Source organism: Halobellus sp. LT62 (assembly GCF_037031285.1).
GTDB classification, from domain to species: Archaea; Halobacteriota; Halobacteria; order Halobacteriales; family Haloferacaceae; genus Haloquadratum; species Haloquadratum salinisoli.
Genome location: NZ_JAYEZO010000002.1, coordinates 1,057,548 through 1,070,718, shown reverse-complemented (window position 1 = coordinate 1,070,718; position 13,171 = coordinate 1,057,548). Strand labels below are relative to the sequence as shown.

General features: G+C 65.3%; 12 protein-coding genes. 5 read left to right on the top strand and 7 right to left on the bottom strand.

Annotated elements, in window-relative coordinates; all coding sequences use genetic code 11:
• Positions 1-39 precede the first annotated feature (39 nt).
• Positions 40-1,542: a phytoene desaturase family protein gene (locus U5919_RS14775; RefSeq protein WP_336025233.1), complete on the bottom strand. Its 1,503-nt coding sequence runs from the start codon at positions 1,540-1,542 to the stop codon at positions 40-42.
• A 110-nt stretch (positions 1,543-1,652) separates the two neighbouring features.
• Here U5919_RS14775 and U5919_RS14770 point away from each other — a divergent pair, with 110 nt between their 5' ends.
• On the top strand, positions 1,653-2,483 hold the full coding sequence (locus tag U5919_RS14770; RefSeq protein ID WP_336025232.1) for a ZIP family metal transporter: 831 nt from the start codon (positions 1,653-1,655) through the stop codon (positions 2,481-2,483).
• 85 nt (positions 2,484-2,568) lie between these two features.
• On the top strand, positions 2,569-2,934 hold the full coding sequence (locus U5919_RS14765) for a DUF8147 domain-containing protein (RefSeq protein WP_336025231.1): 366 nt from the start codon (positions 2,569-2,571) through the stop codon (positions 2,932-2,934).
• Positions 2,935-2,951: 17 nt separating this feature from the next.
• On the opposite strand, the gene U5919_RS14760 is transcribed toward U5919_RS14765, so the two are convergent.
• Both U5919_RS14760 and U5919_RS14755 read right to left on the bottom strand, forming a co-directional pair.
• Positions 2,952-3,506 carry a DoxX family protein gene (locus U5919_RS14760; protein WP_336025230.1) on the bottom strand — a complete coding sequence of 185 codons (555 nt, stop codon included), beginning with the start codon at positions 3,504-3,506 and terminating at the stop codon, positions 2,952-2,954.
• Positions 3,507-3,653: 147 nt separating this feature from the next.
• Complete coding sequence (locus U5919_RS14755) at positions 3,654-4,994, bottom strand: phosphoribosylamine--glycine ligase (RefSeq protein WP_336025229.1); 1,341 nt, start codon at positions 4,992-4,994, stop codon at positions 3,654-3,656.
• 127 nt (positions 4,995-5,121) lie between these two features.
• On the opposite strand from U5919_RS14755, the gene U5919_RS14750 reads away from it, so the two are divergent.
• Positions 5,122-5,526, top strand: coding sequence for a universal stress protein (locus tag U5919_RS14750; RefSeq protein WP_336025227.1), 405 nt, complete (start codon positions 5,122-5,124; stop codon positions 5,524-5,526).
• Positions 5,527-5,548: 22 nt separating this feature from the next.
• Here the strand turns inward: U5919_RS14750 and U5919_RS14745 are convergent, their stop codons facing one another.
• The 3 genes from U5919_RS14745 to U5919_RS14735 form a co-directional block, all read right to left on the bottom strand.
• Positions 5,549-6,793 (bottom strand): ornithine cyclodeaminase, nickel-pincer nucleotide-dependent, encoded by a 1,245-nt coding sequence (locus U5919_RS14745; protein ID WP_336025226.1) that lies wholly within the window; start codon positions 6,791-6,793, stop codon positions 5,549-5,551.
• Between the two features lie 110 nt (positions 6,794-6,903).
• Entirely contained in the window at positions 6,904-7,779 is an 876-nt protein-coding gene (locus U5919_RS14740) for an alpha/beta hydrolase (protein WP_336025225.1), read from the bottom strand.
• Between the two features lie 86 nt (positions 7,780-7,865).
• A complete protein-coding gene (locus U5919_RS14735) occupies positions 7,866-8,216 on the bottom strand; it encodes a DUF8159 domain-containing protein (RefSeq protein ID WP_336025224.1) in 351 nt (116 codons plus the stop codon).
• 202 nt (positions 8,217-8,418) lie between these two features.
• Between U5919_RS14735 and U5919_RS14730 the strand changes: the two genes are divergently transcribed.
• Positions 8,419-9,216 (top strand): SDR family oxidoreductase, encoded by a 798-nt coding sequence (locus tag U5919_RS14730; RefSeq protein ID WP_336025223.1) that lies wholly within the window; start codon positions 8,419-8,421, stop codon positions 9,214-9,216.
• Between the two features lie 9 nt (positions 9,217-9,225).
• Here U5919_RS14730 and U5919_RS14725 read toward each other — a convergent pair whose 3' ends face one another.
• Positions 9,226-9,984, bottom strand: coding sequence for an MBL fold metallo-hydrolase (locus tag U5919_RS14725; RefSeq protein WP_336025222.1), 759 nt, complete (start codon positions 9,982-9,984; stop codon positions 9,226-9,228).
• 367 nt (positions 9,985-10,351) lie between these two features.
• Here U5919_RS14725 and U5919_RS14720 point away from each other — a divergent pair, with 367 nt between their 5' ends.
• On the top strand, positions 10,352-13,165 hold the full coding sequence (locus U5919_RS14720; protein WP_336025220.1) for an ATP-dependent helicase: 2,814 nt from the start codon (positions 10,352-10,354) through the stop codon (positions 13,163-13,165).
• Positions 13,166-13,171 lie beyond the last annotated feature (6 nt).

The following is a 13,171-nucleotide window of genomic DNA, read 5'->3' as shown; positions in this document are numbered from 1 at the left end:
CGGACTCGGTCCGCTGTTCGAGTGTGAGCCGTCATTCGATCAGGCGACCCGTTCGGCCATCGCCTCGGCCGTGAGTTCACCGCTGATCAGACACATCGGGACGCCGATGCCGGGCGTCGTGAACGAGCCGGTGAAGTACAGTCCCTCCACCTCCGAGGAGTGATGCGGCGGTCGGAACAGCGCCGTCTGTCGGAGCGTGTGCGCGAGCCCGAGCGCGGTCCCCCTCGTGCTGTTGTAGCGCTCGGCGAAGTCGTTCACGCAGAAGGACTCCTCGACGACGATCCGGTCGCGGAGGTCGACGCCGGTGTTCGCCTCGATGTCGTCCAACACGAGGTCGCGGAACTCCGCGCGCAGTTCGGGCGTGTCCTCCAAGCCCGCGGCGACTGGCACGAGCGCGAAGAGGTTCGAGTGACCCTCGGGCGCGACGTCGTCGTCGGTCTCGGAGGGAACACAGAGGTAGTACGCCGGATCCTCAGGCCACGCCGGATCGTCGAAGATCCGCTCGAAGTGCTCGTCCCAGTCGGTCGGGAGGACGAGCGTGTGGTGTTCGAGCGGGTCGACGTCGCCCTCGACGCCGAGATAGAGTAAGAACGCGGAGGGCGCGTAGGTTCTGGACTCCCAGTAGTCCTCGTCGTACTGCCGTTTTTCCGGCGGGAGCAGTTCCATCTCGGTGTGTCGGTAGTCGGCGTCGCTGACGACGTAGTCGGGGTAGAACTCTTCTCTCTCCTCGGTCCGCACGACGAACGCCCCCTCACTCCCCCGGATTGCGGTGACGGGCGCGTCGGTTCGGAAGTCGACGCCGAGTTCCTCGCCGAGGGCGACGATGCCGTCGACGACGCCGCCGATACCGTTCTCGGGGTAGTACACGCCCATATTGAAGTCGACGTGGCTCATCAGGTTGTATAGCGCCGGGGTGTTCGTCGGCGCGCCGCCGAGAAACACCAGCGTATACTGCATTATCTGCTGGAGCTTCGGGTGATCGAAGTACTTCTCGACGTGGCGCTGCATCGAGCCGACGAGCGAGAGGCCGCGGGCGTGCTTCGCGACGTCCCAATCGAGGAAGTCCGAAACCGACGTACGGTCCTCGTAGACGAAGTGCTTCATCCCGACCTCGTAGTTCGTTTTCGACTTTTCGAGGTAGTCGTCGAAGCGCTCGCCCGCGCCGGGTTCGTAGGACTCGAAGACCTCCCGGTTCCGTTCGAGGTCCGGGACCATATCCACCCGGTCGCCGTCTTTGAAGAAGATCCGGTAGTGCGGGTCGAGCCGCGTGAGGTCGTAGTAATCGGAGGGTTCGTGGCGGAAGTGACCGAAGAACCGCTCGAAAACGTCCGGCATCAAGTACCACGAGGGGCCCATATCGAAGCGGAAGCCGTCGACTTCGAGCCGACTCGCGCGTCCGCCGAGCTGCTCGTTCTTTTCGAGCAGCGTCACGTCGGCACCGGCACCGGCGAGATAGCAGGCCGTCGAGAGACCGCCAAAGCCCCCGCCGATGACGACGACGTCCGCGCCGTCGACAGAGCGGAGATCCGAGAGCGCATCCATAGCGAACCAGTGGTGCGTGATCGGTATAAATCGGCTGGCCAAATCCGCCGACTGACCGAGGGAGACAGCGGAACGAGAGAGTTATTAATCTAGGATAAAGATTTCATATCGTGACGTCAATTTCTCGGCTCGGAGTCGGCGCGACGATCGGACTCGTCGGGTTGTCGGCGCTCGCGGTCGTCGTCGACGTGACGAACGCCGCAAAGCTCGTCGGCATCTCGTGGGTCGCGTTCCTCGCGATGGCGCTGGCCGCACCATTGGGCGCGAGAACGAGGAACGAGAGCGCCGGTGCGTTGGTCTGGGGCTACGGCCTCGCCGCGGGTGCGATGGTGACGAGCGCGGCGGTCTTCCTTGTGCCGCAGGCGATCGGACAGCACCCGCAGTGGGGCGGCTTCGGCGTGGCGTTCGGTCTCTTAGCGGGGTTCGCCTCCCACACGATCGGCCACCGGTTGGCACATATGGACCTCCCTATGGACCGGACGGTCGCGGAGTTGACCGCCCACGCCTTCTCGGCGGGGGCGATCATCGGAATCATCTACGGGAATATGCCGGAACTGGGGCCGCTTCTCGGCCTCGCGATCGTCTCGCACAAGGGGCCCGCCGGGTACGCCGCGGCGCGCCGCCTCGTGAACACCGGACGCGACTGGTCGGTGCTGCTGCTTCCCGCGACCGGCGTCGGCCTCGCGGGACTCGCCTCGTCGATGGTCGCGCTCCCGGCGGCCGGACCCGTTCGGGGGCTCGTCTTCGGTTTCGCCGCCGGCGTGTTCCTCCACGTCGCGATGGACTTTCTCCCGCGATGTGAGATCGGCAGCGAGATTCACGATCTCCTCGCCGTTTCCGGTGACGCGCACGCGCTCTTGGACAGACTGCGGATCCACGCCGTCGCCTCGACCTCCCTCGGCGGTCTCGTAGTCCTGCTCGCGTGGCTCGTGATCGCGTGAGTCGATCCGTGACACCCGCGGAGAACTGCGGTCACCGACACAGTAGCGAGTGCGTATTTTTCACCGCGCCCTCCGTGTCTACGGTATGAATATTCGCGCAGTTGCCTTGGCGGTCCTCGCGGGGGGCGCCGCCTTCCTCTTGACCGCGGTCGCGGTGATCGAACTGCTGCTGCCGACGATAGAGTTCTCGGTGTTCGTCGCGCTGCCAGTGGGCATCTTCGCGGGTTCTGCCGTGGCCGCGCTCGTGCTCTTCGCGTCCCGCGCCGGCGACGACGACTCGCAGACGCTTGCGAACGCGCTCGGAACGTTCGCCGCCACGTTCCTCGTCGCGTTCGCAGTCATTCTGTTCGGTGTCGGTATCGGTGCTGTCGTCGCGCTCTTCGCGGCTGTCGGGGTCGGCGTGCTCGGAGCGCTGGCCGTCTATCTACGCGGCCCAAGCGGTTCGGCGTAAAAAAAGCGATAGCTGCGTCAGCCGAGGAGGTACCGCATCCACGGATACCGTTCGATCAGCGATTCGCCGCCGATGTCGTACTGCTCGATGTAGCTGTCGAGTCCGAGGATCCGTCCGGCACCGAACGCGGCCACAGAGAGGAACACGAGCATGTACGCGAAGTCGCCGTTGATGTAGCCGTGGGAGATGTCCCAGTTCCCGAGGTAGAACAGGAGCATCATAAACGCGCCCCAGAACGCCGCGAACCGCGTCAGGACGCCGAATATGACCCCGAGTCCGATAAACACCTCTCCCCACGGGACAGCGACGTTGACGAAGTCGACGAACCACGGCGTCTCTCCCATCGCGACGAACAGGCCGGCGACCGGGCTTCCGTTCGCCGGCGGCGCGTTCTGGAGATAGCCCGCGGCGCTGAAACTCCCTGAGAGCACCTTATCGAGACCGCTCTGAAAGAACGCCAATCCGATCATCAGCCTGAGCGCGAGGATGAACCAGACGCTCAGCGTGTGTAGCTTTCCCTCCGCTGTGAACCCGGCGAGCGTGCTCCGGAGTGTGACTTCTTGGGTAGACATAGTGCACCTCAATATCGGTTACCCAACATAAAAAGGTGGATCCGTGGTTACCAGTTAGTGAAATTCATCGCATCCGGGTCATCGGTGGGCTCTGTAGTTGATATTGGTGGCCTCTGTAGTTAGCATCGGGCCCGTAGCCCTCGCGTTCTACGAACGCGGTTCGGATCGCCCTCCGTCGTTCGGCCCGAGATACCCCCACGCTTGGAGACGGTCGCCGTCGCCGCCGATCCACCGCTCGCCGATGTCGTCGCGGTAGTACATATTGGGCATCACGATGTCGTTGATCCTGCCGTACGCCTGTTCACGTGCGGCTTGCATCGTGTCGCCTTTGCCGGTCACGACGATGGGCATCCCGTTATCGCCAGCCACGCGCCACTGGCCGTCGATCTTCTTTGCGTCTTCGAGGTGAATTCCTTCGCGGCTTTCCGTCTCGAAAACCACAGCCGCGTTTCGAGAGTTCTCATCGTACGTTTTCTCATCGTCGAACGGGAACGGTGGCAGGACGATTCGAACGGCGATCTGGTAGCCGTTGTGAACTTCTAACCCGGGGTCGTTGCCGTGGGCGAGATCATAGAAGAACTGGCCAGTGGACGACTCGATTGATTCTTCCTGCAGCGCAATCGTCGGGTACCCGAACCGCGGTGTGAACTCCAGTGGGTAGATCCCGTTCTCGTTGACGATGCAGTTCAAGTCAATACTCCCGACGTAGCCCTCGTTGGCGAGCCAGTCTTCGATTTTACCAAAGGTTTCTTTGAACAATTTGTTCTGGCCCGCCCAGAACATCGACGTCCCCATCTCGCCGGTCGAGGGGCCGATGTTTCCCGGGAACAATTTCTTGTGTTCAAAGTTGAAATTGACTCGGTCAATAAACCGCTCGCCGTTGAAGAACCCGCAGATAGCGACTTCAACGCCCTCGACCTTCCGCTGGAGCTGGAAGCCCTTCATACGGTGACCCCACGCCTTCTTGTACGCCTTCAGGACATCCACCACATCACTCCCGTCGTCCTCGTTACCGACGTACAGCAAGCGCTTGACGTTCTGGACTTCGCCGAGCGGCTTGATCACGTACGGGGCGGGGTTCTCCTGAACGTGCTGGACGCCGGCATCGAAGTCGTAGAAGATGTGGTGGTCGACGGTATTCACACCGTGGTCTTCGAGAATCTCCATCGCGTACCCCCGATCCTCTTCGAGGTGATCGGTGTTTGGCGTCCCGGCGACGACGGCGTTCCCGTCCTCACGAAGTTCCTCAGCGAGCGCGCCAGTACCAATGTCGGAGCCGACCCAGATGTCGTCGAAAATGATGACGTCCGCCCACTCGACTTCGGCGCGCCAGTCGTCGGTTTTCGGGACGAACCCGTCGCCGATTTCTCTGTCGCGCTCGGACTCGATGTAGTACTTCACGTCGTGGCCCTCGCGGTGGATCTGCCACGCGAGGTCGGTGATCAGCGCCGCGTCGGCGGAGACAAACAGGAACCGCTGTCGATCCATACGTCCCCGTCGGACGGGGATGACTTGAGTGGAGGACCCGGCTGCGTCCGGCTGTCGTCGCAAGCGGCCGATCGAACGAGGGGTCTGGTGTGGTGGATTTTTGGTGTCCGCACACGGGAAACAACGTATGACAACCTACGTCCTCGCGACGAACCACGTCGACACGAGCGCGCGACTCTGCGATTACCTCGTCGACCGGATCTCCGGCAGCGACGAGATCCACGCAGTGAACTCACAGCGCGGCGGCGACAAGACCGACGTCGGTGATATCCGCGACGGGGAGGAGGCGCTCAACGTCGTCTCCTCGCGGCTCGGAGGCATCGCGACGGTCGAGACCCACCAGTTCGTCCGCGGTAACGACCCCTACGAGGACGTCCTCGAACAGGCCGAGAAGATCGACGCCGACGAGATCGCTATCGGCATCAGAAAGCGGAACCCGACCGCGAAGGTCGTCTTCGGCAGCACCGCCCAGCGCATCCTGCTGCACTCGAACCGGCCGATGGTCGTCGTTCCGCTCGAAGACGTCGAGTGAGCGAGGGGACAGCGCACTGACGCTACGCTGCGGAATCCAGCACCGCGTCGGCGAGCAGCGGGACGAACGTCCCGACGTCGGTCACCATCCCGATCGCCTGCGAACTGCCGCGGTCGAGCAGTTGCGTCACCGTCGCGGGGTTGATATCGACGCAGACGACCTTCGTCGTCGACGGGAGGCAGTTGCCGACCGCGACCGAGTGCAGCAGCGAGGAGAGAAGCAGCACGAGGTCGGCCTCCCGGGCCTGCTCGCGGATCGCCTCTTGCGCCTCGACCGCGTCAGTGATCGTGTCCGGCAGCGGTCCGTCGTCGCGGATCGACCCCGCGAGCACGTAGGGCACGTCGTTCTCGACGCACTCGTACATCACGCCCTCGGTGACGATTCCCTCCGCGACCGCCGGTTCGATGCCGCCGGCGCGGATGATCTCGCTGATCGCATAGATGTGGTGTTTGTGGCCCTTTCGGGGGTGTTCCATCGTCTCCATATCCATTCCCAGCGACGTCCCGTAGAGGCCGTGCTCGATGTCGTGGGTGGCGAAGCCGTTGCCCGCCGAGAGCAGATCGACATAGCCCTCGCGGATCAGTCGGGCGAGGTCGTCGCCGCCGCCCGCGTGGATGACCGCCGGACCGGCGACGACCAGCACCGACTCGTCCCGCTCTTCGGTCGCGACGATCGCGTCGGCGACCTCCCGGATCAGCGACTCGGAGGGCCGTTCCGAGGAGACGCCGCCCTGCATAAAGCCGAACGGGCCGGAGGAATCGCGGGGCCGGTCCGGCGGCTTGACGCGGATGCCCGCCTCGTCGGTGACGACGAGGTCGCCCTCGCGGATCGCGTTCAGGACTTTCGTGTACGCCCGGGCGTCGGTATTGTCACCCGCCGATTGCTCGACCACGATCGCGCAGTCCATCTCGATGTGCTCGACGGGGATCCACTCGCCGTCGTATCTGATCTCCGTCGGGTGGTTCGTCGTCGAGTAGAAGCCCTGTGGGACGACTTGATCCGCCGGGGCGGGCTCGACCCGCGCGTCGACGGGATCCGCGAGGTTCGCGCCATTTTGGTGCAGTTCGTGGAGGATCTCCCGGAGCGACCGCTCGTCGTCGGCGCTGACGGTCATCCGGCAGTACGACGTCTCGTCTTTGTGCCGCCCGACGTCGAACGTCTCGATCTCGAAGCTGCCGCCGAAGTCCATCACGATCCCGAAGGCGCGCTGGAGCGTCCCCGAATCGATGATGTGGCCCTCGAGTTCGACGGTTCGCGTGAGGCTCATTTCCCATAGTCCGTTCGGGGGCTAAAAGACGGTTGCGCCGACCGGGTCCCGGAATCGCCATCACCCAACGGGACGTCGGCTCGCTACCGCCCGACGGGGTCTCGAAACCGCTACCGCTCCACGACCGCATCGACGAACGCGAGACCGTGCCCGATCGCCTGCTCGAACCCCGTGCCCTCGTAGAGGTCGAAGTGGCCCGCGGGGAGGCGGACCAGCGTCGCGTCGGCGAGCGCGTCGCTCGCGGCTTCGACCGACTCGATCGGGACCACGTCGTCGCGCGTGCCGCCGACGAACAGAACGGGGCAGGAGAGTCGCTCGCGGTCCTCGTCGGTCGTGTGGCGGGCCAGCGCGAGGAGCGTTCGCGCCGGGGTACGGTTCTCCCAGTCGTCGTCAGCGAGGTCGCGATAGGCGCGGTCCGCGCTCGGCGTCGACACGAGTGCGAGGCCGCTATCACCCTCGCCGTCGTCGACGACAGAGACCGTGTGCGGGCCGCGGATGCGGGACTGCAGCAGGTCGCGGACGCCCGCGAGCGTCCCCCGAGCGAAGAAGCCGAGCCCCCGTTCGCGGAGGAACGCGCGCCCGGAGAGGATCGGTGTCTGCGAAACGACCGCGGTGACCCGCGGATCGTCGGCGGCGACGTCGAGGACGGTCCCGCCCGCGAGGTCGACGCCCCAGAGGATGAGACGGTCGGTAGCGACGTCACTCCGACCGCGCAGTCCCGCGAGCGCGGCTTCCCAGTCGGCGCGCTGCCGGGACGGCGAGAGGAGGTTTCGCGGCTCGCCGTCGCTGCCGCCCGAATTCCGCTCGTCGAAGTGGAATACCGCGTACCCCGCCGCGGCGAGGTGTTCCGCGAAGCGATCGAGGCCCGCGCCCTCGGCTCCGATCGGGCCGCCACCGAGGACGATCAGCGCGGGGTCGGCGGGGCGGTCCGGTCGGTAGAGCCGTCCGACGCAGCGCTCGCCGCCGCTGCGGAACGTCAGTTTCACCGTCGAAAAGTCGTATCTCGATGGTCTCCGACGACGATCCGAGTTGCGATCCGCGTCTCGGTCGTCGGATTCGGGACGTCGAACCGTCACCGTCGATCCCCCGAGAGCGTCGCGATGACCCGTTCGGAGAACTCCTCGCCGCTGATGTCGTAGTCGACGTACTGCCGGAACCACTCGGCCTCCGCGTGCCACGTCCCTTGGACATCGTCCTCGTGGCGAAGCACCGTCGCCTCGACGCGCTTCGGGTTCCACTCGTCGTGCTCTATGGCCTCGACGAACGTGCGGAGCGCCCGACCCATCTCTTGGTGGTTCACCGAGACGTCGGGAAAGGTGGTGAGATAGACCAACTCGACGACCTCACCGCTCGGATCGATCGACTCGACGTTGATCCCGTTGGACCGGAGGTCGCCTTCGAGTCCCGAGATGACGTCGTTCATACCGGCCCTTCAATCCGGAGCGAGTAAACAGTTGCCGCGGCGGATAACTCGGGGAGACATTCCGCGCGTTGAGACGACCTCTCGTTCACGGGTGCTTCCGTGAGTCCGTATCTCGATCGTGTTCGCAATCCCGACCGGTGGTTCATCGTCACCGACCGGGCGACGAATCAAGGCTTTTGTGTACCGAGCTATCTCCCGGACTATGGACGTGGAGATAGCCGGAAACACGGCGCTCGTGACGGCATCCAGCAGCGGGCTGGGAAAAGCCTCAGCAAGGGCTCTCGCTGCAGAAGGTGCCAACGTCGTCGTGAACGGACGAGACGAAACGCGACTCGAGACCGCGGTCGACGACATCCGCGACGCTGCTGCGGACGGTACGTCCGTTATCGGACACGCCGTCGACCTCACCGACCCGACGGCGGGCGACGCGCTCGTCGATCGAACGGTCGAGGAGTTCGGCGAGTTGGATCACCTCGTCACCTCGGCCGGGGGACCGCCGGCGATGCCGTTTCTCCAAACGAGCGATGAGGACTGGTACGACGCGTTCGACCTGCTCGTGATGAGCGTCGTTCGGACGGTCCGGGCGGCGGAGCCGCATCTCCGTGAGAGCGCGTGCGGAACGGTCGTGACGATCGGCTCGCTGCGCGTCAAAGAGGCGACAGACAACCTCGTGCTCTCGAACGCGGTCCGTTCGGGGGTTATCGGCCTAGAGAAGACCCTCTCGAAGGAGTTCGCGCCGGACGTTCGAACGAATGCCGTTCTCCCGGGAACGCACAGAACACCTCGGGTAGAAAAACGCGTCGAAGACGGCGTTACCGACGGCAGATACGACTCGTTCGCGGCCGGACTGGAAGCACGCGCGAGCAATATCCCACTCGGCCGCCTCGGAGACCCGGACCGGTTTGGCCAAACCGTCGCGTTCCTCTCCTCGCCAGCGTCGTCGTTTATCTCGGGTGCCGCCGTGCCCGTCGACGGGGGAGAGAGCGCCTCGACGACGTGAACGGCACGCTCACTCGACATCTACTTGAAGGCCATCACGCGCGAACCTGACGTCGCCGTCGTAGCGCGAGCGGATCGAGTCGAGCATCTCCTCGTGGCGGCCCTCGGTGTGTGGGTAGAGGTGAGTGAGGTAGACGCGACCGATGTCGTGACCCGCCAAGACGTCGCCCAGTTGCGACGGAGTCGGGTGGTTCGAGACGTCGACGTCGTCGGGGAACGAGCAGTCGTGAGCGAGGACGGCCGCGCCGTCGGCGAAGTTCGCGAGACTCGCTTCGGCCTCGCCGTCTCCGGAGAAGACGATGTCGCCCGCGGACCCGCCGGCGTCGGGATCCGAAAACCGGTAGGCCAGACAGTCCATCGAATGCGTCATTTCGGTCGCAGACACGTCGAACCCCGCCACCGAGAAGTCGGTCGGGCCGACTTCACGGACGCTCAGGTCGACGCGCCCGTCGAGGTAATCGTGGACGGACAGCAGGCCGTCGAGGAGGGATTTCGTCCCTAGGGGGCCGACGACTTCGAGGTGTTCCTCGCCGGCCAGCCAGCGCGCCTTCAAAAGCGGGAGCAGGTCGGCGAGGTGATCGAGGTGGTGGTGCGTGAGGAGCACGGTCGAGACGCCCTCGTAGCCGACGTCGGTTCCGGCGAGTCGGTGGAGGACGCCGCTGCCGCAGTCGACGAGGAGGGCTCGGTCCGCGCTTTCGAGGAGCAGGCCGGCTTGGACGCGGTCGGGAACGGGCATCGCGCTGCCGGTCCCGAGGAAGGTCAGGCGCATACGGTTCCGTAGACGACGCTGGTCGAAAACCGTTCGGGCGAATCGAGGTGGGCCTCCGGCGACCGGGACGCCGCTCCGACGGACCGCCGTGCGGACGTTTATATACGAACGGGCGGCCACAGCCCCCGTGACGTAGACACGACCCCGCGTCGGGCCGCGGTTGCCTGGCACGCCGACGTGGGAACGAGCGGGTGCGGCGTCGAGGAGGCCGCGCGTCGCCGATGTGGGTGCCAGCTGTTCGCCACGACACGCCGGGGAGAACCATCTGCCGTGTGGGGATCCGCCTCCGTTGAAGAGGGACGGTCTTCGGAGTGGTACGTCGGAAGCGGGCAGAACCCACTTATCCGTCCGCTCCTACCTCCACACGATGCCGCCGACCGGGCGCGAACTGCTCCGACGAGTCGCCGACGACGCAGCGGCGGCCGACGCCGGTGACGAGACTGCCGACAGCGGCGCAGCCGTTGCACTCGAAACCGACCCGTTCGAGTTCGATCCCGACGCCGTCGACATCGCCGACGACGACGTGCTCGATCGCCTCGAACCGGCCGTTCGAGAGTGGTGGGTCGAAGAGTTCGGCCGCTACGTCGACCAGAACGGCGGGTTCTTCACGCCGCCGCAGCGCGAGGCGATCCCGCTCGTCGACGAGGGCGAGAACGCGCTCGTCTGTGCGCCGACCGGGAGCGGGAAGACGCTTTCGAGCTTCACCGCGATCTTGAACGAGCTGTTTCGGCGCGGTCGAGAGCGCGAGGACGGCCTCGACAACTCGGTGTACTGCCTGTACGTCTCGCCGCTGAAATCGCTCGCGAACGACATCCACCGCAACCTCACGGTTCCCCTAGAGGGGATCGAATCGCGGATGGACGAGCGAAGCGAGGCCGTCGAGGTACGGCACGCGATCCGGCACGGCGACACCGAGTCGAGCGAGCGCCAGCGGATGCTCGAGGAGACGCCGCACATCCTCAACACGACGCCGGAGACGCTCGCGATCCTCCTGAACGCACCGAAGTTCAGAGAGAAGCTCCGAACGGTCGAGTACGTCGTCGTCGACGAGATTCACAGCCTCGCGGCCAACAAGCGCGGGACGCACCTGTCGGTCTCCTTAGAGCGCCTCGAAGCGCTCACCGAGGCGTCGCCGACGCGGATCGGCTGCTCGGCGACGGTCGAGCCGCTCTCGGAGATGGCCGAGTTCCTCGTCGGGCGCGACGGGGACGGAGACCCTCGGGACTGCGAAATCGTCGACACGCGGTTCGTCCGCGACTTCGATCTCCGACTCGAGTGTCCGACCGACGACCTGATCCACACGCCGCGGTCGACGATTCAATCGGGCTTTTACGACCGGTTGCACGAGCTGATCGCCTCCCACGAGAACACGCTTGTCTTCACGAACACCCGGTCGGGTGCAGAGCGCGTGCTCGAAACCCTACGGGAGCGCTTCGACGACTACGACGACGCCAACTCCGGCTGTCACCACGGCAGCCTCTCGAAGGAGCGACGGCAGGCCGTCGAGGAGGGGTTGAAAGACGGCTCCTTGGACGTCGTCACGACCTCGACGAGCCTCGAGTTGGGTATCGATATGCCGCATCTCGACCTCGTGGTGCAAGTCGGCTCTCCCAAATCGGTCGCGTCGCTGTTGCAACGCGTCGGCCGCGCGGGACACAGTCTGGGACAAACCGTCGAGGGGCGGGTGATCGCGCTCGACCGCGACGAACTCGTCGAGTGCGCGGTGATGCTTCGAAAGGCCGAAGACGGCTTCGTCGACCGGGTGTTCGTGCCCGAGAACGCCCACGACGTCGCCGCCCAGCACGTCTACGGGATGACCATCAACGACGTGCGCAGGGAGGCCGACGTGCTCGCGACGCTCCGCCGGGCGTACCCGTATCGGAATTACACCGACGGCGACTGGGAGCGGCTGCTCCGGTATCTCACCGCCGACTACGACGGTCTCGAAGAGAAGAACGTCTACGCGAAAGTCTGGCGCGACACCAACGATGCGCCCGACGGCGAGCACCACTACGGCGACTTCGCCGTCGGCGAGCCGCTGCTCGGCAAGCGCGGCCGACTCGCCCGCGTGATCTACATGACGAACATCGGGACGATCCCGGATTCGTTCACCTGCGACGTGGTCGTCCGGCAGAGCGACGAGTGGGTCGGCACGCTCGACGAGGACTACCTCGACACGCTGGAGAAAGGCGACGTGTTCGTCCTCGGCGGCGAGCGGTTCGCCTACCGCTACCGGCGCGGCTCGAAGGTGTACGTCGATCGGACGAGCAAGGAGGCGACGGTCCCCTCGTGGTTTTCCGAACGGCTGCCGCTGTCGTACGACCTCGGCCGCGAGATCGGCTCGTTTCAAGCGGAACTCCTTGACCAACTCGATTCGGGCGGTCCCCCCGCTGTCCGCGAGTGGCTCCGGGCGTTCCCGATCGACGAGAACGCCGTGCGCGCGATCACGCGCCTGTTCGACGAGCAGCGTCGCTATTGCGGCCCCGAGAGCGTCGCAACCGACGAGCGGCTCGTCGTCGAGGAGACGCTCGATCGGGAGACGTACCGAAGGAAGTTCTACGTGCACTCGACCTTCGGGCGGCGGTTCAACGACGGGCTCTCGCGACTCGTCGCCGCACGCTGTGCGAACCGCTCGAATACCAACGTCCAGATTGCGGTCGCGGACAACGGATTTTCACTCTCTATGCCGCTGAATCGGAAGGTCGACGTCGCGGGCGTGCTCGCCGACCTCGACTCCGAAACGGTCCGAGACGACCTGCGCGATGCGCTCGCGGAGACGGACCTGCTCAAGCGCTACTTCCGGATCAACGCCACCCGCGCGCTGATGATCTTAAAGCGGTACAAGGGCTACGAGAAGTCGGCGGCCCAACAGCAGGTCTCCGCGGAGATGCTGCTGTCGTTCGCCGACGAACTCGACGAGTTCGCGGTGATGGAGGAGACCTATCGGGAGATCGTCGAGGACAAACTGAACGTCGCGGCCGTCGAGCGCGCGCTCGCGGGGATCGACGCCGGCGACGTCGAGGTCGTCTCGAAACGGGTGGACTCGCCGACGCCCCGGGCCTTCGGCCTCGCGACGCTGCTCGCCAGCGACGTCGTGCTCGCCGAGGACGAGAGCGCCGTGTTGCGGGAGTTCCACGAGCGCGTGATGGAGTCGATCGATGGCGAGGGCGACTCGGCGTAGCGTTCG

Bases quoted from the DNA above. Each gene is read 5' to 3' on its own strand.
- U5919_RS14730 (WP_336025223.1), top strand. From the start codon at position 8,419: ATGGACGTGGAGATAGCCGGAAACACGGCGCTCGTGACGGCATCCAGC.
- U5919_RS14760 (WP_336025230.1), bottom strand. From the start codon at position 3,506: ATGTCTACCCAAGAAGTCACACTCCGGAGCACGCTCGCCGGGTTCACA.
- U5919_RS14765 (WP_336025231.1), top strand. From the start codon at position 2,569: ATGAATATTCGCGCAGTTGCCTTGGCGGTCCTCGCGGGGGGCGCCGCC.
- U5919_RS14725 (WP_336025222.1), bottom strand. From the start codon at position 9,984: ATGCGCCTGACCTTCCTCGGGACCGGCAGCGCGATGCCCGTTCCCGAC.
- U5919_RS14720 (WP_336025220.1), top strand. From the start codon at position 10,352: ATGCCGCCGACCGGGCGCGAACTGCTCCGACGAGTCGCCGACGACGCA.
- U5919_RS14735 (WP_336025224.1), bottom strand. From the start codon at position 8,216: ATGAACGACGTCATCTCGGGACTCGAAGGCGACCTCCGGTCCAACGGG.
- U5919_RS14745 (WP_336025226.1), bottom strand. From the start codon at position 6,793: ATGAGCCTCACGCGAACCGTCGAACTCGAGGGCCACATCATCGATTCG.
- U5919_RS14750 (WP_336025227.1), top strand. From the start codon at position 5,122: ATGACAACCTACGTCCTCGCGACGAACCACGTCGACACGAGCGCGCGA.
- U5919_RS14755 (WP_336025229.1), bottom strand. From the start codon at position 4,994: ATGGATCGACAGCGGTTCCTGTTTGTCTCCGCCGACGCGGCGCTGATC.
- U5919_RS14775 (WP_336025233.1), bottom strand. From the start codon at position 1,542: ATGGATGCGCTCTCGGATCTCCGCTCTGTCGACGGCGCGGACGTCGTC.